Source organism: Flavobacterium sp. PL002 (assembly GCF_054165825.1).
Window position 1 is genome coordinate 1,373,862 of the sequence record NZ_CM135110.1, and the last position, 25,732, is coordinate 1,399,593.

Annotated in this window: 13 protein-coding genes and 1 tRNA gene; 9 read left to right on the plus strand and 5 right to left on the minus strand. The window is 34.1% G+C overall.

Translation table 11 applies throughout. The annotated features are described in order from the left end of the window. Positions 1–176: 176 nt before the first annotated feature. From rhuM to ACVEGE_RS06095, 3 genes are all read left to right on the plus strand, one after another. The gene (rhuM, locus tag ACVEGE_RS06085; RefSeq protein WP_173853852.1) at positions 177–335 is read left to right on the plus strand and encodes a RhuM family protein; all 159 of its coding nucleotides are present in this window, start codon (positions 177–179) and stop codon (positions 333–335) included. Between the two features lie 123 nt (positions 336–458). Next, positions 459–1,301: a HipA family kinase gene (locus ACVEGE_RS06090; protein ID WP_173853813.1), complete on the plus strand. Its 843-nt coding sequence runs from the start codon at positions 459–461 to the stop codon at positions 1,299–1,301. After that, positions 1,298–2,185: a hypothetical protein gene (locus tag ACVEGE_RS06095; protein WP_173853814.1), complete on the plus strand. Its 888-nt coding sequence runs from the start codon at positions 1,298–1,300 to the stop codon at positions 2,183–2,185. Before ACVEGE_RS06090 ends, ACVEGE_RS06095 begins: the two co-directional genes overlap by 4 nt. A 217-nt stretch (positions 2,186–2,402) precedes the next feature. Here the strand turns inward: ACVEGE_RS06095 and ACVEGE_RS06100 are convergent. Continuing rightward, positions 2,403–2,482: transfer RNA gene (locus tag ACVEGE_RS06100), tRNA-Leu, on the minus strand. A gap of 290 nt (positions 2,483–2,772) precedes the next feature. Between ACVEGE_RS06100 and ACVEGE_RS06105 the strand changes: the two genes are divergently transcribed. From ACVEGE_RS06105 to pth, 3 genes are all read left to right on the plus strand, one after another. Then, positions 2,773–3,714, plus strand: a complete 942-nt coding sequence (locus ACVEGE_RS06105) for a ribose-phosphate pyrophosphokinase (protein WP_192499752.1) — start codon at positions 2,773–2,775, stop codon at positions 3,712–3,714. Positions 3,715–3,750: 36 nt separating this feature from the next. Next, positions 3,751–4,365: a 50S ribosomal protein L25/general stress protein Ctc gene (locus ACVEGE_RS06110; RefSeq protein WP_173853816.1), complete on the plus strand. Its 615-nt coding sequence runs from the start codon at positions 3,751–3,753 to the stop codon at positions 4,363–4,365. Positions 4,366–4,782: 417 nt separating this feature from the next. Then, the gene (pth, locus tag ACVEGE_RS06115; protein WP_173857322.1) at positions 4,783–5,409 is read left to right on the plus strand and encodes an aminoacyl-tRNA hydrolase; all 627 of its coding nucleotides are present in this window, start codon (positions 4,783–4,785) and stop codon (positions 5,407–5,409) included. A 195-nt stretch (positions 5,410–5,604) separates the two neighbouring features. On the opposite strand, the gene ACVEGE_RS06120 is transcribed toward pth, so the two are convergent. After that, positions 5,605–8,277, minus strand: a complete 2,673-nt coding sequence (locus tag ACVEGE_RS06120) for a reprolysin-like metallopeptidase (protein WP_192499753.1) — start codon at positions 8,275–8,277, stop codon at positions 5,605–5,607. 205 nt (positions 8,278–8,482) lie between these two features. On the opposite strand from ACVEGE_RS06120, the gene ACVEGE_RS06125 reads away from it, so the two are divergent. The 3 genes from ACVEGE_RS06125 to bioB all read left to right on the plus strand — a co-directional run bounded on the left by ACVEGE_RS06125 (position 8,483) and on the right by bioB (position 11,198). Further along, on the plus strand, positions 8,483–9,412 hold the full coding sequence (locus ACVEGE_RS06125) for a bifunctional riboflavin kinase/FAD synthetase (RefSeq protein ID WP_173857324.1): 930 nt from the start codon (positions 8,483–8,485) through the stop codon (positions 9,410–9,412). Between the two features lie 102 nt (positions 9,413–9,514). Then, positions 9,515–9,952: a hypothetical protein gene (locus ACVEGE_RS06130; protein ID WP_192499754.1), complete on the plus strand. Its 438-nt coding sequence runs from the start codon at positions 9,515–9,517 to the stop codon at positions 9,950–9,952. Between the two features lie 160 nt (positions 9,953–10,112). Beyond that, on the plus strand, positions 10,113–11,198 hold the full coding sequence (gene bioB / locus ACVEGE_RS06135; protein ID WP_173853821.1) for a biotin synthase BioB: 1,086 nt from the start codon (positions 10,113–10,115) through the stop codon (positions 11,196–11,198). A 134-nt stretch (positions 11,199–11,332) separates the two neighbouring features. Here bioB and ACVEGE_RS06140 read toward each other — a convergent pair whose 3' ends face one another. The 3 genes from ACVEGE_RS06140 to ACVEGE_RS06150 form a co-directional block, all read right to left on the minus strand. Further along, positions 11,333–15,916, minus strand: a complete 4,584-nt coding sequence (locus ACVEGE_RS06140; protein ID WP_192499755.1) for a LamG-like jellyroll fold domain-containing protein — start codon at positions 15,914–15,916, stop codon at positions 11,333–11,335. Between the two features lie 721 nt (positions 15,917–16,637). After that, positions 16,638–19,829: a DUF7507 domain-containing protein gene (locus tag ACVEGE_RS06145; RefSeq protein ID WP_225738029.1), complete on the minus strand. Its 3,192-nt coding sequence runs from the start codon at positions 19,827–19,829 to the stop codon at positions 16,638–16,640. Between the two features lie 577 nt (positions 19,830–20,406). After that, a complete protein-coding gene (locus tag ACVEGE_RS06150; protein WP_192499757.1) occupies positions 20,407–25,716 on the minus strand; it encodes an Ig-like domain-containing protein in 5,310 nt (1,769 codons plus the stop codon). Positions 25,717–25,732: the final 16 nt, after the last annotated feature.

Below are 25,732 nucleotides of genomic sequence, written 5' to 3' on the forward strand. Positions count from 1 at the left end.
CGGATCTGCAAAGATTGAAGCTTATATTCAAGATGAAACTATTTAGCTTACCAAACAAAAATAACAACTATTTTCGAAAAGGGTTATTTCACAAAGCAACTACATAGAGTTATTCCTATCCGTACAAGAGAATGTAGGATACATCAACAAATCACAGATATACTTGCGAATATAATATTGATTACAATCTAAAAGCAGAAGCTAACCAAAACTTTTACGATACCTTTCAAAACAAATTTTACTTTGCTATTACAATCAAAACAGCGACCGAAATCATTTATAAAAAGTGGATAGCAAAAACACAAATGGGATTGACAACATTCAAAAATGCATAAGACTGCAGAATTTCAAACTTAACAGCAATTAAAAAGAGCCATCAATTTCCTATCGCATATTTGTAAAACAACGACAACAACAACGAACAAAAATGTATATTTGTTTTTAAAAAATCATAAAACTTGATAGATAAAATCCAAATAGTAAGAGCAGTACAAATTTTAGATTGTAAACGTACTAATAGTATTCCATTGCAAGTATTATGTGATGACAATGAAATTTACATCATAAAAACAATGTTTAAAAAACATCCTCCTATTGAGGATTTAATCAACGAAATATTATGTAATTATTTTTTTCAATGTTGGAACATTCCTGTTCCAGGACAAGCTTTAGTACTCTTTGACGATATATTAATTGAGCAATATTTACTTGAAAATAGTGCAATCGATAAAAAATATACAGATTTCAAGTTTGAAAATCATTTTTTCTATGGCTCTAAATTTTTACCAAATACAACAGAAATTGACTTATATAACCTTACTCTGAAAGATAAACACGATTATAAAAAATATCAAAATCCCTTAGATCTAATTAAAATAGGGGTGTTTGATAAATGGATCGCAAATATGGATAGGCGTAAAGACAACCCTAACATACTAATTGATAGTTCAAATGTGAAATACAGATTTATACCTATAGACAATACCCAATCTTTTGCCAATCAAAATAATTATAAAAATTTAAAATTAAGCATTATGGATACGGTAGGTAATAAATCAATTTTAAATTCTCAAATTACAAAAAGTATTTGTAAATTTGCAAACTCAAATAGTTACAGTAATTTAGCTAAAGAGATCAATAGTAATATTGAAAAATCAATAGATTTAATTGAATCAGTTTTTGAGAATATCCCCTCTGAATTTGGGTTAAGTAGACCAGGGAAAAATAAAATTAAAGAAATTTTATCAGACAAACCTAGAAACAATATTGTTTCAGCTAGTTATTTAAATTATTCAAAATGAAATCTTTTTACAGTATAATCCGATTTGTTAACAATCCTTTAAGCAAGGAGAACCTAGCTATTGGATTAATAATGATTTCAAATAATAAAGTTTATTATAAATTTTCTAACGATAAAATTCAGCTAGTCAGCAAAATTAATCCTTTAAATTTCAAACTTTTAGAATATACAATTGACAAAATAAATAATTTTATTAAAAATGAACTAGAGAAAGAAGTTTCTTTATTTTCAGACGATAATAAAGTAAATTTTGAATACTTAAAGAGGCTTTCAATTTATAACAACGGCTTCCTCCAATTTGATAATCCATCAATAATAAATATTGATTTTGACGAAGTTAAGTTTAATGGATTCTTTCACAAATATATTGATTTGGTAATTAAACCCGCTGATAAAAAAATAGTAGACAATACTTTTTCAAGAATAATTAAAGACACATTTCAAGAACCTTTAAAAGATATTATAAATATAAACTACAAGGTAAAAAAAGCTACTATCCCAAATTTATTCTTTGACTACAATCTTGACGGCATTGGCTATAATGGCATTATATACACTGTTAAATCAATTGACTTAAACTCTGACAAACCTATAGACCAGATAAGAAAAGATATTTCTGAATTTGAAAGTTTGAATCCAAGAATTGATTTATTTGGAGAATCAAATAACTTTCCTCCAAATAAAAACAAGCATTATTTGGTTATAGATAAATACGAAGGTCAAAAAGCTAGCTATAAAGAATTGTATGAGATTTTAAGTGGTCAAAAATCATCTGATTGTAATTATAAATTAATAAATTCAAATGATTTAAAAGATGTGACAAGTGAAATCAAAAAAAACAATGCACATAAATTCTCTGAATTAATTGAAAAAAACTCTCTATAATAAACTTTGAATTAAGTTTTTTAGCCAACCATTCTTAGAAATTTTAAAAAAACTCTCTTAAAGTTACAACTTTAAGAGAGTTTTTTTTATCCTTTAGAGGTAAAAATATTCAATTGAAAATAAGACAAATTTATCAATCTTAAAAAGATCTAGTATAGCTTAACTAACCCCTTAAAAATAAAAAACCTCTTAATCACACGATTAAGAGGTTTTTAAGTACCCGGAGCCGGAGTCGAACCGGCACGGTTTCCCACAGGTGTTTGAGACCAGCGCGTCTACCAATTCCGCCATCCGGGCTTTAGCAGACATGAAATGACGACAGTCATTTCAACGCAATAAAGAACTATTTGGTGGTAGCCAAACAGTTGTTCCTTTAACACGGTGCAAATGTAAAAAATAAAATTATAAATTCTAATAAAAATACTTAATTTTTTACTTCAAGAGTGGAATAATTTTTCTAAATTTGCAGCTCGTTAAAGCGAGACACACTAACTAACTACACCCGAGGCAAATACAGACATTAAGCTACCATCAAATGATATAGCCCAATTCTATATAGCGCAACGGAATAAAAAACAACAAATTAAATGTCACACCTAGAGCCAGAAGCTAAAATTTTTGCTTGTTCACAAAGTGTCTATCTAGCCGAAAAAATTTCCGCTCAATACGGAATTCCATTAGGAAAAGTTACCATGTCACATTACAGTGACGGAGAGTTTCAACCTTCTTACGAAGAGTCTATTAGAGGGTTACGTGTATTTATTGTTTGTTCTACTTTTCCAAATTCAGATAATCTGATGGAATTATTACTAATGATTGATGCTGCAAAACGTGCCTCTGCAAGACATATTACTGCGGTAATACCTTACTTTGGTTGGGCAAGACAAGATAGAAAAGACAAACCTAGAGTTCCGATAGGAGCTAAACTAACAGCAAAACTGTTAGAAACAGCCGGAGCAACAAGAGTAATGACCATGGATTTGCACGCAGATCAAATTCAAGGATTTTTTGAAAAACCAGTAGACCACCTGTTTGCTTCTACTATCTTTTTACCTTACGTAAAAAACTTAGCATTAGACAACTTGACTATTGCCTCTCCAGATATGGGAGGTTCAAAAAGAGCTTATGCTTATTCTAAATTCTTAGAATCAGATGTGGTTATTTGCTACAAACAAAGAAAAGAAGCGAACATCATTGACACCATGGAGTTAATAGGTGATGTAAAAGGTAAAAATGTGATCTTAGTAGATGACATGATTGATACCGGAGGCACTTTGGCGAAAGCCGCTGATTTAATGATGGACAAAGGAGCATTAAGCGTTAGAGCAATTTGTACCCACGCCATTTTATCAGGTGATGCTTACGAAAAAATAGAGAATTCTAAATTATTAGAATTAATCGTAACTGATTCTATTCCGTTAAAGAGAGAATCTAAAAAAATAAGAGTGTTGAGTTGTGCCCCACTTTTTGCTGAAGTTATGCACATGGTACATCATAACAATTCCATTAGTGGAAAGTTTATCATGTAACAAAAACAAGTATTATTAACAATTATATATATTACAATGAAATCGATTACAATTAAAGGATCAGAAAGAGAAAGCGTAGGAAAAGTTGCGACTAAAGCCTTACGTAATGCTGGAGCGGTTCCTTGCGTGTTATACGGAGGAGATCAACCAGTACATTTTTCAGCAGAAGAAAAAGCATTCAAAAGCTTGGTTTACACTCCAAACGCTCACACAGTTGTGATTGAATTGGCAAACGGAAAGTCTTTTACTGCAATCATGCAAGACATCCAAGTTCACCCAGTTTCTGACAAAATCCTTCACCTTGACTTCTTTCAAATCTTTGAAGATAAAGAAATCACTATTGAAGTTCCTGTAAAAGTTATTGGTAACTCTAAAGGAGTTATGGCAGGTGGAGATTTACGTTTAAACAACCGTAAATTAAAAGTAAAAGCGTTACCTAAAAATCTTCCTGATTTTGTTGAGGCTGACATTACTCCACTTAACATGGGTAACAAATTATACGTTACTCAAGTTCCTACTCCAGACTTTAAAATCATGCACCCAGACAACACTGTTATCTGTCAAGTGAAGATTTCTCGTGCTGCTATGAAAGCGGCTCAAGAAGCTGCAAAAGCTGCAAAAGCAGGACCAGTAAAAGGAAAGAAAAAATAATATTTTTCTCTACAACATATCAAAAGCATCAGTTTTATTACTGGTGCTTTTTTTTTGGATTTCAATTCATACGCTTACAATCTATTTTCCTTCTCTATTTTATCAGGAGCACAACCATTCACTTCTCCACAACGGTTGTCCCGCTATTCGCTTCAATCTTTTAGCACGCCAAAAAAGGCGCACAAAAAGGATTTTCACTCCTATCGGGGCTATTTTACACCGTTCATTCCATTTAAGAAAACACTCAAACAAACACTATTCACAATTAAAGTTTGAATCACCCATCACAAAATCATTTCAGAAACCAGTATAAATCCGTTTCATTCGTGACTCATCACCAATCATAAAACCAAACCACTTCAAAATTTTACCAATTATCTAATTGACTATTTATCTAATTAAGTTTACTTTTGCAGCATGATAAAATGGATCAACAAACTGTTTTCATCAACCACAACAGTAGAAAATACAGATTATATGAAGAAATTTCTAATAGTAGGACTTGGAAATATAGGTGCTGAATATGTAAACACCAGACACAACATAGGATTTAAAGTACTAGACCACCTTGCAAAAAAAGAGAGTCTTTCTTTTGAAACCGTAAAACTAGGCGCACTTGCCGAATACAAATTCAAAGGAAGAACATTCTTGCTATTGAAGCCCAATACCTACATGAACCTTAGTGGTAAAGCGGTAAAATACTGGATGGATAAAGAAAACATTCCTCAAGAAAACATCTTTGTTATCACTGATGATTTAAATCTTTCTTTTGGAACCATCCGCATCAAACCAAAAGGCAGCGACGGAGGACACAACGGACTTAAAAACATCAACCTAGTACTAAACTCAAATGAATACACTAGATTTAGATTTGGAATCAGTGATGAGTTTAAAAAAGGGCAACAAGTAGACTATGTACTAGGAGACTGGGATGAAATAGAAAAAGAAAAACTACCCGAACGTTTAGAAACAGCTTCAGAAATCATTAAATCTTTTGGTACAGCAGGTCTAGAAAACACCATGACGACTTACAACGGTAAATAACACCAAAATACAATAAGCCTAACCTACTTTTATAAATTGGAGCGCAGTCGCGATGCAATAGCGGTTCTCGACTGCGCTCGAACTGACAATTGAACTAACAATTGAACTGTTTTATAAATAGTATTAGCACAACATAAAAAAGGGAAAACTTTACAGTTTTCCCTTTTTCATATATCGATTATAAAATAGTGCGAACTATTTAATCAGTAACTTTCTAACCGTTTTTTTACCGCCATCAATTACGGTCATTATATAAAGACCTGTAGCTACACTACCAAGTTCTATATCTTCTCTAAAAGTATTTTGCTTACTATATTCTTTTTCAAATATTTTTCTTCCTGCAATATTATGTACAAAAACCTTAATTTGACTTGCTCCAGAAGAAACAAATTCAACTGTGATATTTCCTTTAATAGGATCCTGATAAATAACAACATCATTTTTAGAAAAATCTGTAGTATCAAGCACAAAATCTTTGGTACAAATAGCAATAGAAGCTGAAGTCAATGTTCCTGTATCTCCATCATAGGCATCACGAATTCTAAAAGTCCAATCTCCACCTGCATTCTCACCATTAAACGCAGCTAATGATCCATCAGCAGTGATGGTTTGTAATGTTATCGTACCGCAAACAAGATCCCCTCCAGCATCATCATAAGTCAACAATAAGCTACCCTCTTTATCACTACAACTTCTATTAAATAATTTCACAGTAGTACCACTCGGACTTACAACTTCCATATCTACATCAGATAAATAAGCGTGATTGAAACCTACATTAAAATTAACATCCGAAATCGTAGCTGTAGTAGCCGGAACAGTAACCTTAACCGTTTTATAAGAAGCTGATTCAGGAATAGCAAATGGTGTAGCAAATGTATAACTCGCACAACCAGTAGTTACCGTATAACCTATCGAGAAAGAAGTTTCATTGACCGCATAATAAATATTATCAGTAGGCTCAATTAAAATCCTACAATCTTTAGCAACAACACTTGGAGCAATAATATCTTCACTACCATCATTAGGAGTATTTGAAGCTAAAACTGTTGGGAACGTCAAACCGCCATCTGTAGATAATTTAATATTCACATTTGCAGATCCCGCTAACGTACTAGTATTATTAACTGCCCAAGTTATTTTTTTGGCTTGACCCTGAAGCCAACTTACATCGGCTGTATTTTGAGAGGTAATTTCAAACGGCCCTGCGGTTGCACTCACATTTACCGTCATTTCATCATAATTAGTTTGAGCAGTTCCTACTGTACCATTATCTCTTGCTGTTAATACAAAGTGCAATGTTCTAGCTACAGTAGCCACAGACTCCCACTTACTAGTTAACTTATTAGAAAGCACATTAGCATAAGAAGGCATGTATCGGTTACTTGAGCTTACTGGTAAAAAAGACCGAAACAAGGGACCGTCTTTTTTAGTAGATATAGCAAAACTATTCTCATTACTAGCAGTTACAGCACTATCATCCTGTTCCCAAGTATAGGTTAAATTGCTTCCGTTTGTCGTTGAACCAGTTCCCTTTAAAATAAAAGCAGTACCATTAGGAATCACATAATCAGCCCCTGCACTTACTACTGGTGCATTTGTAGCAATCGCAACATTCACAGGACAAGATTTTCTAGCAAGATTTTGTTGAATTTGCAAAATACTTGCATGCGTAAAATAATCATCTGATTTAGGCTGAATATCGTAATCAGTAGTAATTCCAGCGTAAGCCATAATTGTAGAACCACTTCCAGGTTCGACACTCACTCCTGTTCCTTCTATATCATAAGAAAAAGTATGATTTGCACCCAACTGATGCCCCATTTCATGACTAACAAAATCAACATCAAAATCATCTCCCTCAGGCTTACTGTCAGAAGGAGAAGTAAAAGCACTTCCTTTACCAAAAGGATCACCAGCTGTAGGGGCATCACAAACACAACCAATACAACCTGCATTTCCACCACCACCAGATGCTCCAAAAAGATGCCCAATATCATAGCCACTATTACCAATCACTGATGTTAAATTTTCTTGCAACTCAAGGCTCCAATTACCGTCTGCTCCAGCAGCAGCATCTGAATAAGGATCAGTTGCAGCATTAGTGTATATTAATTTTTCGTTGTCGGCAATGATATTTAATTGCAACGCTAAATCTCTATTAAAAATCCCATTTACCCTACTCATAGTCGCATTCATAGCCGCTAAAGAACCTGCAACCGTACCTCCAAAATACGTAGTATATTCGGCTGTACAAGACAATGCCAATCGCATGGTTTTAAAAACTTTATTATTTGCCGCAACACGAGCAGTACTTGCTAATAATTTTTTATTTACCGCAACATCAGTCGTCTTACAAACCATAGGTAGACTTCCTTTTTCTCTATTTCTAGAGGTGATCAATGTGTATAATTTTTTATTATCTGGATACGCTTCAATAAACTCTGAACCGCTATCTCCTCTTAAAACCATTGTTTGAATCCCCTTAGAAGAAACACTAAAATGTAAAGATGCTGTAGGATCTGTAATTCCAACTCCTGCATACCCACGGATATCAGGATATTTGGCTTGTAATTCAGGTGCAAAATTAGAAGATTCCCAAACCATGAATTTTTCGATCACACCTTCACTATTTGGCATCGTCAACACAACAGAACTTCCTTTATTATCTTTAATACCTTCAAGCGATTCATTTAAAAGTTGCTGATTTAATTGCAATAGCATTTTATCAGATGAGGAATTTGTTGTGCTATTTTTACTAGTTGTTACAACCTTAGATTGATTAACAACACTCCAAGGAGATTGGTTTTGCGCGTTCAAAGAGAAACACCAACCAATAATTAGCAATAACAGGATATTTTTTTTCATATTTAAAGATATATAGCTCCAAAAATAAAACATTTAAGTGTAAATAAAGGTGCTATTTTATAAATCAATTAATACAAACAGAATCCATAGTTACAACAGCAGTCATTTTTACTACGAAAACATCAAAAAAACATCAAAATCAATTCTGGATATTCTCTCAATTAAAATAGATAGTATAAATTTGCATAACTATAAAACAGTTCCATTGAAGATTTTTCATTCTATAAACGATTTCAGCAGTTCTAAAAAAACTATTCTCACATTAGGTACCTTTGACGGCGTTCATATAGGTCATAAAAAAATTCTTGAAAAAGTCACCCAAAATACTCAGGAAGGAAAATACGAGAGTCTTGTACTAACTTTTTTCCCACATCCTAGAATGGTGCTGCAAGAACAGGCTGATATTAAATTACTCAACACTATTTCTGAAAAAATTGAATTATTAGAAAAAATCGGAATTGAAAATTTAGTTATTCATCCGTTTGATGAAACTTTTTCTCGCCTTTCAGCTGAGGATTTTGTGGAAACAGTTTTAGTTAAAAAATTAAATATTCATAAAATCATCATTGGTCATGATCACCGCTTTGGCAGAAACAGAACCGCAAATATTGATGATTTAATTGATTTTGGAAAAAAATACGGCTTTGAAGTAGAACAAATATCTGTTCAAGAAATAAATGCAATCTCGGTTAGTTCGACTAAAATTAGAGCAGCACTTTCTGATGGAGATATGAGTCTTGCTAACAAATATTTAGGGTACGACTACTTTTTAACTGGTACCGTTTTTAAAGGAAAGCAACTCGGGCGAACAATAGGTTTTCCTACTGCAAATATCAATATTAAAGAAGACTACAAGTTAATCCCAAAAAAAGGGGCGTACATCGTTGAAGCCATTATTAATGAAAAGCTTGTTTCGGGGATAATGAACATTGGCTTCAACCCTACCGTTAAAGGAGAAAGCTTGTCGCTAGAAATTCATTTCTTAAATTTTGAAGGAGATTTATACGATCAAAATTTATCTGTTTCTCTTTTAGAATATTTACGTCCAGAGCAAAAGTTCGATTCTTTAGAACTATTGATAAAACAATTAGAAATAGACAAAGCAACTGCCATAGCATACTTCAACAAACGTTAATGTTAGATCATTGACCTCAATATATTTCAATAATTTCCGTAGCTTTGATAGTGAAGCACTTATTTTCAAATAGTTAACTTTTAATAATTTAAAACTAAACGCATGAAACTAACTAAAGAACTATATTATGGGATTATTATTTGGGTGGGAATTAGCATCTATTTCCTAATTATGAAAGCGTTAAACCTTGCAGATTTATTTTATCTACGAGCACTAAACATCCTTTTTATTTATTACGGTGTAAATAGTGTTTTGAAAAGCAATTACAAAGAAGGAAAAAATAGTTTACCCGCAAATGCAACCTCGGCCCTGATAACCGGTCTTATAGGTGTATTTATTAGTATTGTAGGATTAGTCACTTACTGCTATATTCAAGGAGGCGACAAGTATATTGAATCGCTTTCAGCTTCGTTTTTATTTGGCGGAGACCCTACTGTTATAACTTATGGTATTTCTTTGCTTTTTGAAGGCATCGTATCTGCAGTAATTGTAACATTTACTTTAATGTTATTTTGGAAAAAACGCTATCCATCTGACTAGCAAAACAAAGCTTATCGATTTTAAATAAAAATTCTGAGTCAATAATAAATCTCTGAACCAATACATAACGTATTAACTTCATTCAAAATTAGGTTTTAAAGGCATTGCATTGATTCTTTAGAACTATTTGATTACTTTTGGGGCTTTAAAAAACGTATCAATGAGCATTACAAAACATAATTGGACAAAAGAAGAGATTATTGCAATATATAATAAACCTATGATGGACCTGCTTTTTGAAGCAGCATCTACTCATAGAGAACACCACGACCCTAATGTGGTTCAAGTTTCAACATTACTATCTATAAAAACAGGTGGTTGTCCAGAGGATTGTGGTTACTGCCCACAAGCAGCTAGATACCATACTTCAGTAGAAGGAAATGATCTAATGTCAGTAAATCAGGTAAAAGCGCAAGCTTTAAGAGCTAAAGAAAGTGGTTCTTCAAGAGTGTGCATGGGAGCTGCATGGAGAAACGTTAAAGACGGACCAGAATTTGACCAAGTGTTAGAAATGGTGCGTACCATTAATAAACTAGACATGGAAGTGTGTTGTACTTTAGGTATGATTACTGAAAACCAAGCACAACGTCTAGCCGAAGCTGGTTTATATGCTTACAATCACAACTTAGACACCTCTGAAGAATATTATAAAGAAGTTATTTCGACTCGTGGCTTTGAAGACCGTTTAAAGACTATTGAAAACGTTCGTAAGACAAATGTAACAGTTTGTAGCGGTGGAATTATAGGAATGGGAGAAAGCATTGAAGACAGAGCAGGAATGCTTGTTGCTCTTTCTACATTAAACCCACAACCAGAATCGGTACCCATCAATGCGCTTGTAGCTGTTGAAGGAACTCCAATGGAAGAAGAAAAACCAGTTGAAATTTGGGAAATGATTCGCATGGTTGCTACCACACGTATCATCATGCCAGAAACTCAAGTTCGTTTATCAGCAGGTAGAATGAATATGAGCAGAGAAGGCCAAGCAATGTGCTTTTTTGCTGGTGCAAATTCTATTTTTGCCGGTGACAAACTACTTACAACTCCAAACCCAGATGTTAACGAAGACATGAAAATGTTTGAAATGTTAGGTCTAAATCCTCAAAAACCATTTACTAAAGTTTCGCAACCAGCAACTGTTGAAGCACAAGATTCACAATACAACACACTTGGTGAAAAACCAAAATGGTCTAGACCAGGTCATACAATTGACCGTAATCTTGAAGCTTCAGGTAAAGGAAAATAAAATTTTATTTATTAAAAAAACGCCCTGTTTTGAATTTCAAAATAGGGCGTTTTTCGTTTATTACACTCTTAAGAATACAAGCACTTTAATTCTCAATTTAATGAATAGGAATATAAAATGCTATGAACTATTTATTAATAATTAATTTTCTTAGTAATAACTTTTCCGTTTTGAAGAATCACTTTTACAATTAAAGCTTGATCTCCAGCAATTATATTAGGAATAAGTAATCGTTCACTAGCCACCTTTGTTCTACTATAAAGTTGTCTTCCTGAAAAATCATAAACGTAAACTTTATCTATCAAATCATCTGAAGCAGTAATAGTAATCGCTTTGTCTTTAGAAGCTATAAAAACGGTATTGTTTATAGTTTCAAAATCATCTGTCGCCAGTGTTTTATTAGCATAGCTAATAACGAAGCGATCATCAAAAACCCCTATTTCTGTTGTAAAAGCGTAAGGTGAATCATTTAAATTATGAATAACACTTAATAACTTATCTTCTAAATAAACCACTTGACTAGTAAAAAAACCGTCAACTTGATCAATTGCAATTTTAAAATCGCCTGCAATAGTACTTTTATACCCTAGTGGAACAATATCGCTTTGATCGAATGGCAATGCTCTTCCTTGTATCGCCATGGCAGAAGTACCCTGCAAGCTATAAAAATTAACATAAGCATTCGCATTAAAACTAGACCCATCATAAGCACTTTCATAATCATTAGTCGCTCCTGTAATATAACCAATTAATGTTTGTTTAAAAGCACCTTGATCATTCATCAGGTCCAACCATAACCTGTTTTTCTCAACCACACTAGTTTCTTTTGAACTAGATACTTGTTTAAAAAATTGAGTATTATCAATTACTACACCTGAGTCTAATCGCATACTATTATTAAAAGTTGCTGTACCTGGAACAATACTAGTTCCAAAAAAAGATTGTCCTGCTGCAATTTCACCAGTAGGTATTGAAGTGTTTGCCAACGGAGTTGATCCTCCACTTACTGCGCTAGTTCCCGTACCTCCAGTTAAGTTATAAGAAGCATAATCATCTGATGAGTAAGCATATGCTCCCGTACCGGGATTAGAAACACCAGTACCAATATCAGTATTGTGCGTCCAGAAATACAAAGTCCCACTTAAAACACTATTATTTGTCATTAAAAATGCATCTGCACTTACCGCTGATGGATACGGATTCCCCATTAAGTTAGAAACTCGCGTACCTGCTATCGCAACAGAAACCACACCATTATTAGGCTCTCCTATAAATGAAGCTTCATAAGTAGAAGGTGGATTAGGTGCATTATGGGCTTCTGGTCCTCTTATAATATATCCTTTACCAGGAGTCATTATATTTGTATTCGTTTCATATTTCCAATTATTCACACTTGAATCAAATGACAAGAATTTATCTCCAGAAGTGGTAGGAGAAACATCTATTAAGCGTTGATTTTTAACTGGGGTAGACCAATACGTATAATCAAATTTATCAATTGCAGTTGTCTCACGTTTATAAGTTATATTACCTGAATTAATTGCCGCATCATTAATTTGAACAAGACTAGATTGGTCTTCAAAAGTAAGCGTTCCTGTTCCTGTAACCACAACTCCGTTTTTAATTTTCATGTAACGCTCTTTCTTAATAGTAACTTTTACCCCATTTTCTACTGTACATGAGCAACCAATAAGGTCTACATCATTAGAGTTTAAATAGTCTCCCGTGAAAACTAACCTTTGATTTATTGTTGGCGTACCTTTAGACCACATTGTTCCGTTCCAAGTATTGGTAACAGCAGAATTTATAACAACTGCAGTTGTTGTTCCTGAACTACAACCAGAACTTGTAACTGCAAAATTATATGAACCTGGAACTAAACCAGAAATAGTCATTGAAGTAGCTGTTATAACATAACTTTGAACTGCACTTCCTGTTTGATTAATGGTTCCTGTAGAAGGTAACCCACTTAAAACAATACTTCCTGATGGCGTTACACAATTAGGCTGAGTTGAAGTTCCTAAGGCTGGAGTTAGCAACGTACTCCCTCCACCCACGGTAAAACTTTTAGTAAACGAACAACTTACTCCTACAGATGTAAGAGTTAAGTTATATGAACCCGCTGATAATAAATTAATATTTCTAGTTGAAGCTGTATAAGAAGCTGTTCCTGTTTTTGTCCATGAATAATTGTAATTCCATTCTGGTGACTTTTGAAAAGTTCCATTAATTCCTAGAGGAAGCTTCGTTAGCATCGTACCTGTTCCTTCAGAAAAATTATAGCCCGCTAATAAGCCTGCTTCAGATCCTGTATATTGTATAGTAGAACTTGCTAATGCCGCTATTGTATCACTTGACAGAGCTGTTGAATAAATTCCAACTTTTTTAATTTGCCCAGTAAACCCACCACCTGCAGCATCGATTACTCCTCCACCAATCTTAGGAGTATATGCTGATGATGAACCGTAATTTGAAGTCGTTGAACCACCAGTTACAACCCACATCCCATCTATATAAATCTTAATTTTGCTTCCATCACCCACAGCTGCTATATGATGCCAAGTATTATCCCCAAAATCAGAAGTTAATGGAGTTGTAACACTACCACCCCCAGCGGTCCAAAGTAATATATTATTATTATTTGTAAATCCAAACTCTATCACATCATTTTGACCGAATAAACTATATCTATTTCCTATGTCTGATTTATTAAATTTTACCCACCCTTCTAAAGTAAATGCTGACCTATTAGACAAAGAAAAACTACTTCCGAGATCAATATAATCGCTATCAGCATTTTTAAATTCTATTGCACTATCTGGATTAGTTAAAGTAATTGATCCGCTACTAGTATTTGAACAACTAGCATCAATTATATTTGCATTAATTATTGGATCTGGAATTATTGTCACATTTACTGCATTTGAAACCACTGTAGACAGACAAGAGCTACTAATCAATACATCATAACTCCCCTCATTTAAAGCAGTGGGATTTGTTAACGTTAATGTAGCGGTTGTCGCTCCAGATACTACTCCACTATTAGATAAACTCATACCCTCTTTTCGCCATTGATAACTTGTTGCACCAGTAGCCACAACTGTCATTATTTGAGTACCATTACCTGAGCATGAAGCAGCAGGAGTAGTTGGCTGTGTTGTTATAGAAGGTCCAGCACAAATTTCATCAGCACCCATATAAGGTTTTACACGATTTTGTCCATCAATATCAGTTGTAATACCAGAAATTGCAATTCCTTGCAAATTATTATTTGAACTAATATTTTGCAAATGAAAATCTGTCGTAGAGATAAATTTTGGGGAAATACTTTTGGAGTTAGAATCTGAAACTGCTGAATTCCATGAAGTAAATCCAGTTGTTCCAATATATTCAGTTGAATTATTTCTATTTGAAAAAGTATTGGTAGCATTGGTAATGTAATAATCATTATTACTAATCGAAGCTATAGTACCTCCATTTTTAAAGATCGCATATTGACTATTAGATTGAGAATTGACAAAAATATTATTTTTTACATTGATATTAGAACCACCAGTAGTATATAAACAAGAAGAATAAGCTGTACCACTTGGCGCACCATTCATTACTATAGTATTATAATAAATATTCGTTGAGCTACCTAATGTGATAAAAATACCATGTGCTTTGTTATAATAGTTATAATTATTTGAATCAGCTGTAGAAACATAAACATTACTTATTAAATTATTATAAATATTTGTAGATCCCGTTGACTTTATTAATATTCCGGCCGTAAAAGTAGAATTGTTATGCAACGAATTAGCTATATTAGTAATGTCGTTATTAGATATAACTCCTGAACTTGTCCCTAAAAGAACAATAGCAGCGGTATCATTACCATTATTCAAATTGTTTTTTATACCTGAAATTGTATTCCCTGATATTTCATAACTTAAGGCATTAGATAAATAGATGCCTCGAACAGGTTTTTCAGACTCTACGGTACTACCAATAATATTTGCTTGTATTTTCCAATTAGATGGGGAAATTGATGCATTATCACTGCCATTAATATAAATCGCATCCTTTACATTTATCGCAGAGTTATTCACAACTGAAACATTCGTATTTAAAGCAGTAGAAGCCTGAACATCAATAGAGCTATCTCCTCCAACTCCATTATTCCCAGAATACACACCAGTACATAACGTTAAATTCGAATTGCGATATGTAAATTTTAAAATATTATTTTTTACAGTAATATTTGAGGAACCAGTTGTTCCATTACTAGCGACCCAAATTATAGATCTATTAGTGTAACTAAGGTTATCATTGTTTATTAAGGTTAAATTTTTAGTGCTTGCTATAGAGTTACTACCATCAATTACAATATTACTAGCTCCATTCAACATAAAGACAGCTGCGATCCCTGTACTATTATTTAACATGTTAGCATTAATACTGATATCCTTACCTACGTTAGGCTTTATTATCAGCGTATTAGTAGTACTTGATCCTGTAAATTTTTTAATTTCAATTCGCGAAGTTATCGTTTGGTTCTCATCAAGCAAAAAAACTACTGGACCTGAAACGCCTACCGCATTAATACGAGTAACTGCCGCCGCCAATGTCTTAAAATTAGTATCAGAGTTAGCAGTATTGATTATATAAGAACCAGATAATTGTGCAAAACTTAAAAAAGGCAATAATAAAAATAAAAGTAAAATTCTCTTCATAGTATGGTATTTGGGGTGACTCCAAATATTAAATAGTAGGCTATTCTTATTAATATCTAGAAAATTTTTACAATATCGAGGTTTCTAAATAGCAAAATGAAAAAAATCGATTAAAAGCATTAAAAAACGGCAAGACGCATGTTTCAAGCTGTATTTTGGTCAAAATAAAATGCTTGAACTATCTAAATATTTAAATAACAACACTATAATTAGACTTACGAAATCCTTATATTTTTAGTTTTAAATAAGTTTAAACCTTACTTAAATATTACGAGATAAGTCAATTTCACGTCAAAAAAAAACAACCATTGCTCTACCTGCCAAGAGCGTTGCCATGAAGAAGTCAAGTCAAAATTGGTTACGGTGAAAATACAAGCAGATCAAATAGATCAAATTATTACGCATCTCATTCAAGACACCCTCCTTAACGTAGAGCATTATGCTTGTAATATATTAAGAGAAACACCGAATTAAATATTGGGATACAATCTGAATTACGAATGAACGTACTCCCCTAACAAGAAATCACTTGCGAAGAATAACAAGAAACTTTTCACAAAACTGCACACCTAATTTAGGAAAATATCACAGAGAGAAATTCCTTAAAAAACTTATTCAACTTTACAAAAAGAACCATCTTAAAAATTTTCAAGATGGTTCTTTTTATCTGCGACTAATTAAAGACTATATAATCTAATATAAACTTATTTTCTCTATTGTATTAGTAAGCAATTTTTCGAGTAATTAGCTCACCATTATTTAAAACTACCTTTATTATTAAGGCTACGTTAGCATTAGTAAGATTATTCATAACTAGTATATTAGAATCAATTGCCGCTTTACTATAAAGTTGCCTTCCTGAAAAATCATAAACGTAAACTTTATCTATCAAATCAACTGAAGCTGTAATAGTAATCGCTTTGTCTTTGGAAGCTATAAAAACGGTATTGCTTATAGTTACAAAATCATCTGTCGCCAGTGTTTTATTAGCATAGCTAATAACGAAGCGATCATCAAAAACCCCTATTTCAGTTGTAAAAGTGTAAGGTGAATCATTTAAATTATGAATAACACTTAATAACTTATCTTCTAAATAAACCACTTGACTAGTAAAAAAACCGTCTACTTGATCAATTGCAATTTTAAAATCGCCTGCAATAGTACTTTTATACCCTAATGGAACAATATCGCTTTGATCGAATGGCAATGCTCTTCCTTGTATCGCCATGGCAGAAGTACCCTGCAAGCTATAAAAATTAACATACGCATTCGCATTAAAACTAGACCCATCATAAGCACTTTCATAATCATTAGTCGCTCCTGTAATATAACCAATTAATGTTTGTTTAAAAGCACCTTGATCATTCATCAGGTCCAACCATAACCTGTTTTTTTCAACCACACTAGTTTCTTTTGAACTAGATACTTGTTTAAAAAATTGAGCATTATCAATTACTACACCTGAGTCTAATCGCATACTATTATTAAAAATTGCTGTACCTGGAACAATACTAGTTCCAAAAAAAGATTGTCCTGCTGCAATTTCACCAGTAGGTATTGAAGTGTTTGCCAACGGAGTTGATCCTCCACTTACTGCGCTAGTTCCTGTACCTCCAGTTAAGTTATAAGAAGCATAATCATCTGATGAGTAAGCATATGCTCCCGTACCGGGATTAGAAACACCAGTACCAATATCAGTATTGTGCGTCCAGAAATACAAAGTCCCACTTAAAACACTATTATTTGCTGTTAAAAATGCATCTGCACTTACCGCTGATGGATACGGATTCCCCATTAAGTTAGAAACTCGCGTACCAGCTATCGTAACAGAAACCACACCATTATTAGGCTCTCCTATAAATGAAGCTTCATAAGTAGAAGGTGGATTAGGCGCACTATAGGCTTCTGGTCCTCTTATAATATATCCTTTACCAGGAGTCATTATATTTGTATTCGTTTCATATTTCCAATTATTCACACTTGAATCAAATGACAAGAATTTATCTCCAGAAGTGGTAGGAGAAACATCTATTAAGCGTTGATTTTTAACTGGGGTAGACCAATACGTATAATCAAATTTATCAATTGCAGTTGTCTCACGTTTATAAGTTATATTACCTGAATTAATTGCTGCATCATTAATTTGAACAAGACTAGATTGGTCTTCAAAAATCATTGTACCATTCACGGTTAGTTGATTGCGTAGTTGAACAGTTTTGCCTGAAGCAACCGTAGCTGTTACACCCGCATTCACTGTACATGAACACAAATCAACATCGCTACTAATTGTGCCCGTTCCTGTAATGACTCCTACTTTATTTAAATCTGGTGTTCCACTCCAACTTGAACCATTGTAACTAACCGTTTGAAGAGTGTTTACAGCTGCGCTACTTGAAGATCCGGATGAACAACTTCCATTTGAAACAATAAATGTATAGGTTGTTCCTGCAGTTAATCCAGAAACAGTAGTTGTAACTCCTGTTCCAGTTAAACCAGTTAAACCAGCAGTTGTTGGACTTGCTGTTACTGTCCATGATCCAGACGACGGTAAACTACTCAAAGCAACACTTCCTGTAGTCGTAATACAATTGGGCTGCGTAATTGTTCCTATTGTAGGTACCGATGGGACAGTAGACAAATAAACAACTGTACTAATATCATCGGCAGTGGTTTGTCCTGAAACATCAGAAACAGTATTCAACGAAGGATCTATTCCTGAAACACTTGCAGAATTAACTACTTTACCCGCTGTCACATCAGTTGCAGTAATGGTATATACAGCAGTAAGTATTTTTGTTTCTCCAGCTGCTAAACTAGGTATAACATTAGTAGTCAATACTAAACCTGGCAAAGGATCACTAAGAACAATATCTGTAATAGCAGTCTCACCAGTATTCGTTACTTCAAAAGAATAATTAATTTTATCTCCCAATACACCGCATCCAGACATAGATGCTTTTTTTACCAAACTCAATTCTGCAGTTTTAAGAGAAGCTTTATTAACAGCAATAAAGGCACAATCAGAACTACCTGAAAAATTAACGACAAAACGATCAACAGAAGCTGCGTTAGCCGAAGTAATACCAAAAGTACTTAAATCCATAGCAAGCAACCGAATATCTCGAGTATCATTGGCTGAAAAACTAGAAGCTGCCAAACCATTATTAGCATTAAACAAATCCAATCTATAAGTTCCAACTACTTGAATACCATTAAACGCAACATTTATAGCGGTCCCTACTGTAGCACCTGTTGCATCTATAAATTTAAATGTATCTGTTGCCGAACTCGGCTGAGCTACCTGACTCACGACTATATCCGGCACTCCATCCCCTATACCTGTTAAGCTTATATTATCCGTACCAATTTTAAACTCTGATGTACTACTCGCTATATTGGCAATTCCCGTTCCTAATGACAACCCATTAAGTCCATCGGTTAGTCTATATGCTAATTCAGCTGCAGTAGTAATACTGCCCGAAATTGCAGGGATTAACGTCCTAGCTGTCAATGAACCATCCATCATAGCACCTTGTAAAAAATAAGTACTTGATGTATAGCCTAAAGATTGTATTTTTAAAGCCCTAAAAGCCTGTGTGTTAAAACTGACCCCTTTTGTTGTAAGTATTGCATCATTTACACCTGTAGAATAGACAATGCTATTCCATTTAAATGCTAATAAATTATTCTCAGTATTAGGCTGATTACCAGTAGCTGTAGCGGTACTAGAGCTCCAATATCCATTCCAATCTGTATAAATTTGATTGACCGCTGTTTGACTATACACACTAGACCCAACTAGAAAAAAAATAAAGAATAAAAGCTTTCGGTATGAAAAAACGGAATGAAAAAAAATTATTCGAAATAAAGAAGGACAGCTATTATAGGTTAATTTAAAGTAATTTAGGGTCATTTTTACACTTTTAAAATTTGGAGATTTAACCTAGGTTGTGTGCAAAATATATAATATATATTTGTCTTGCATATTTAATCGTTAAACAAATAAAATCGTCGTCCAAATACACATTTCAACATCTCTTTAAAGCAATTTTCAGTTCAATTTATCGTAAAAACGATAGGCACTATCCATTTGTTAAAAACAAAGTGATTTCACAAATGGTTATTTTACCGATAAAATGCCTTTATTAAATTGCAAAAATGCAAAAAAAGGTATGATTTTTAATCAGATAAGTCATCTAAATTAGATTTCAACAAAAGGGGTTTGAAAGCAATCATATTTACGAGAAAGTGAAAAGTTATAAATATTGATTCACAGTTGATAATCGCGCATGAAAGGGTTTCAACAACTTAAAACAGACACCCTCATTTAGATCATAAATGCTATTCTTTTGCACAGTGACAATATTAAAAACTTATTCAACTTTACAAAAAGAACCATCTTAAAAATTTTCAAGATGGTTCTTTTCTTCTGCAACTAACTAAAGACAATAAAATCAATAATCTAATAAAAACTTATTTTCTCTATCATATTAGTAAGCGATTTTTCGAGTAATCATCTCGCCATTATTTAAAACTACCTTTATTATTAAGGCTACGTTAGCATTAGTAAGATTATTTACAACTAGTATATTAGAATCAATTGCCGCTTTACTATAAAGTTGCCTTCCTGAGAAATCATAAACATATACTTTATCTATCAATTCGACAGAAGCTGTGATAGTAATTTCTTTGTTATTAGTAGCTACAAAAACAGTGTTGTTTAAAGTATCAAAATCATCAGTTCCAAGTGTTTTATTAGCATATAAAATAGCAAAACGCTCATTAAAAACCCCTATTTCAGTTGTAAAAGCGTAAGGCGACTCTTTTAGATTATGAATAACATTTAACAATTTATCTTCTAAATAAACCACTTGACTAGTAAACAAACCGTCTACTTGATCAATTGCAATTTTAAAATCTCCTGCAATATTACTTTTATATCCTAAAGGAACAGTGTCATTTTCATCAAATGGCAAAGCCCTTCCTTGTATCGCCATGGCAGAAGTACTTAGCAAACTATAGAAATTAATATAGGCATTGGCATTAAAACTAGATCCATCATAAGCACTTTCATACTCATTTGTAGCACCTGTAATATACCCCACCAATGTTTGTTTAAAAGCCCCTTGATCATTTACTAGATTTAGCCATAACCTGTTTTTCTCAACATCAACAGTAGTTTTTGAAGTTGATGCTGGTCTGAAAAACTTGCTATTATCAATAATAGCACCTGCTTTTAAACGCATAGCATTATTAAATATAGCTGTTCCTGGCGCAATACTAGTCCCAAAGAAACCTTGTCCTGCCGCAATTTGTCCGTCTGGAATTGAGGTGTTAGGTCCGCTACTTGAAGCCCTCGTTCCAGTACCTCCTGTTAAATTATATGAAGCATAATCATCTGAAGTATACGCATAAGAACCTGAACCTGCGGTACCATTTGTAATATTAGAAGCTAATTGAATTGAAGTATTGTGCGTCCAGAAATACAATGTCCCGCTTAAAACACTATTATTAGCTATTAAAAACGCATCGGCATTTAGTGCTGATGGATACGGATTTCCAATTAAATTAGAAACTCGCGTACCTCCTATAGCCACAGAAATTACTCCATTGATAGGCTCGCCTTTAAACGATGCTTCATAAGAACTTGGAGGAGCAGGTGCATAATTCTCTTGTGGCCCTCTTATAATATACCCCTTTCCAGCAACCATTGTTGTATTGTAAGCATCTTCATATTTCCAATTATTACTGCTTGAATCAAATGACAAGAATTTATCCCCCAAAGTGGTAGGAGAGACATCTATTAACTTTTGATTTTTCACTGGTGATGACCAATACGTATAATCAAAATTACTTACTGCAGATGTTATACGTTTATAAATTATATTACCACTATTAACTGCCGCATCATTTACCTGAACAAGACTTGCCTTATTCTCAAAAGTAAGCATTCCAGTACCTGTTACCACAACCTGATTTGTAACTTTCAAAGTATTACCACTATTAAAAACAACAGTCTTTCCTGTATTTACCTGACAAGAACAACCTACAAGATCAGCTGATGATGAGTAATTCCCATCAAAAATAATATTACTTGAACTAGTTGGACCAGTTCCATTTGACCATGTAGATCCATTCCAAGTTACCGCAGCATTATTAGTAATAACAATACCACCAGTAGTTGTAGCTGGCGAAATACAGCCTGAAGCATTAGTAACTGTATAAGTATACGACCCTGCTGTTAAACCTGTTATTGTATATGAAGTTCCAGTTCCTGTAATAGCACCTGGATTAATGGTCCAATTTCCAGTTGGCAAACCATTCAAAACAACACTACCTGTTGGATTTACACAATCTATATTAGTTACTGTTCCGATTGTTGGAGCAGAAACAGATCCTACCGTTACAGAAACATCAAGTCTATTTGTCCCTTCACAGCCACTAATAGTTTGACTCGCATAATAATGTGTACCATTCGATAAAGCAACAGTTGTTGCCAATGCAGTTCCTCCCGTCGCAACTGAATACCATTTAATTGCAGTACCAGTAGCTGATAAACTAGCTACAGTTGGTGAACTATTACAAAATGACTGATTTGCTGAACCAGTTGGTGCAGCGGTTGCCGCATTCACGATAACAGATTGTTGTGCTTGTGCGCTACCGCATCCGCCACTTATTGAATATATTATCAAAGCAGTTCCTGGTGTAACAGCTGTTACTACTCCTGTTACTGAATCAACAGTTGCAATAGCGGTATTTGAACTAGTCCATGATCCCGTTCCACCACTTAGTACTACCGAATTTGCAGTGTATGTAGTAGTACTCCCAAAACAAATAGGAGAAGCACCCGATACAGATACTACGCTTGAAGGAGCATTTACTGTAATAACTTGTGAAGCACTCACTGTACCGCCACATCCACCAGTAATGGTGTATGTAATAGTTGCAGTTCCTGCAGATTCACCTTTTACAGAACCCCCTCCGCTTACCGAAGCAACAGTTATATTACTTGAACTCCAAGCACCTGTACCACCACTCAAAACAACAGAAATAGCTGTATAAGTAGCATTTCCCGCAATACATATTGAATTGGACCCAGAAACAGAACCAATACTTGCACTCGGACTAATTGTAACTGTTTTTTGTGCAGATGCGGTTGCACCACAGCCTCCAGATACCGAATAAATAATATTGGCAGTACCAGAAGCAACTCCAGTTACAACTCCAGTTGAACTTACAGTTGCAGCAGATGTATTATCACTGCTCCAAGCACCTGTACCACCACCCAAAACAACAGAATTGGCTTGATACGGAGCAGTCGATCCCACACAAAGAGGTGAAGTTCCTGTAACTGACCCTACGCTTGCGTTAGGAGTCACCACTATAGCTTTGCTTATGCAGCTAGTAGTATTACAACTTCCCTCATAACGCACATAATAAGTAGTATTAGCAGTTGGCGAAACTGTTATACTAGTCCCTGAACCTACTAAAGTCCCTCCGCACGATCCTGTATACCATTTGGCATCAGCACCAGTTCCTAAAGTCCCACCGCTTACAGTCAAAGTAGTTGAGCTACCCGCACAAAAAGTGGTAGTCCCAGAAATAGTTGTAGGGGTAACTGACAATGAATTTACAGTTATAACCGCATTACTTCCTGTTATAACACTTGAACAAGTCGATAAAGATTTATATTCTACTTTTGTTAAATTATAGGTATATGTACCTGATGCTGTAGTTGGTGCAGTAACAATAGTAGATAAACTTGGAGTAACATCTACTGTAGCGCTTGTCCCTCCATTTATATTATAAGTTACCGTGATCACCGCCGTTTGGGGATTTGTAAAAGTAATATTAGGCGAAGAAGCCCCTTGACAAACTGTCGTTGTACCACTAATAGTTGCAGTAGGCAACGCACGAACAATTAAATTTGCTCCAGCACTACCAAAACCACTAGTTCTTGTGCAAGTTGCATTTGCAATACTTAACAAGGTGTAAGTAGTGTTTGTGGTTGGATTATCACCGGGAGTGAAACTTGTTGCAGCAGCAGTAGGAATCGTTACAGTATAAATTGTTGGAGACGAATTATTTTTATAAGTAATTATGTAAGGACCTACAAACCCAGTATCATCTGCATCAAAGGTTATTTTAGGTGTATCACCAGTACAAATAGTAGTAGCTGAAAAACCACTACTAACATTATTAGGTAACAATTCCACCGTAGTTGTATTAGATGCAGGAATCGTTCCAGAACAACTTGATGCATAATTAACTGTTACCGTTTTACTACCTGACGTCAACCATTTTAACGTTACGGTATTGCTGGTCGTTCCTATACTTCCAGAAGTTATAGTATAATCGGTGTTCAATGTACCTGGAACCGACCACACATAATTAGTCATTCCAGACTGTGTAGTATAGGTAACATCGGTATTAGAACAAGTACTTGATGTAGGCGCCGTAGTAAAAGTTTTGGTTGAAGGATTGGTAGTCACTTTTACAGAACTCGAATAAAAAACACAACTTGAAGCATTAGTCGCAAAAGCCTTAAGTGATCTGCGATAATATCTTATAACATTTGTAGTCGTAGTGGTAACTGTCGGAGGAGTATAATCTTCCGTATTAGCACCAGAAATATCTGCAAAAGTTACATTATCAGTTGAAACTTGCCATTGATATATTGTATTAGTACCACCATTATTCCCTCCAGTACAGTTACCAAATGCGGCACCGTCAATTAGACCAGGTGAAGATCCTGAACATACCTGAACATCCGATGAACTTGTAATAACATTAGCTGACCCATCAAATGGTGTCAAACTAAAACCTACCACATTACCTCCTTGGTGCTCATAATAATCTAAAACAATATCACTATTACCATTCAAATAAATTAAATTATTACAATAATAAGTTGTTCCCTGTTGTTTCCATTGATCAAAAACCAAAACATTATCAACATAAACCCTAACCCCATCATCGCCACTAACATTTAAAAAATAACATCCAGCCGGCCTTGTTGATTTCATACGATAACGCACCGAAAACAACTCTGTATAAATATTAGTGCGATTTACACCATCACTTAAAACATTGAAACAATTGCTACTCCCTCCAAAGTTTTCATTTATAGTTTCTGTATTTATATTATAATACCCCACATAGTTTACAGCAGTAAATGGTGATGTTGTTGTTGAAGGTGATGTTGGTGAAGTAGATCCACCTGGAGGTGGTCCATCGGTATGATTATATACGTGACCGATCCAAGTATTTGTACCAAATGTTGTTTGAGAATCTTGCGTATTTCCGACAGTATTTAATCTTATTGTCATTTTACTATTTCTTCCACTAGGATCATTATTGCAGTTTCCTCTTGACACTAGTACATATATCTGTCCACTAAATGTAGCTGTCCAATTAATAACTGCATCCGCAGAAGTCGTAGATGTAACAAATGCTACAGCCGTAGCTGTATTTACTGCATTAAAAATAGTCAAATTTTCATTTCCTCCAAATAATTCCGGGAATGTAAAAGTATAATTAAAACCTTTAACCACATTTACAGCAACATATTGACCAGCAGTCAAATCATTTGCAGTTACTCTTGTATTTGAGTTATCGATACAAAAAGTAATTGTTTCTCTTGGACTTGTAGTTCCTGATGGAAAAGCACATTGAGCGCTTACTGAATAAGCATTAACAAATATTAAAAACAAAATAATTGCCCTGTATTTAAAAAATACAGAAGCTTTAAAAGTAAAGTTTCGAATCATAGACCTGGGGGTTTCTATTATTATTTTCATTTGTAAGCACTTTATA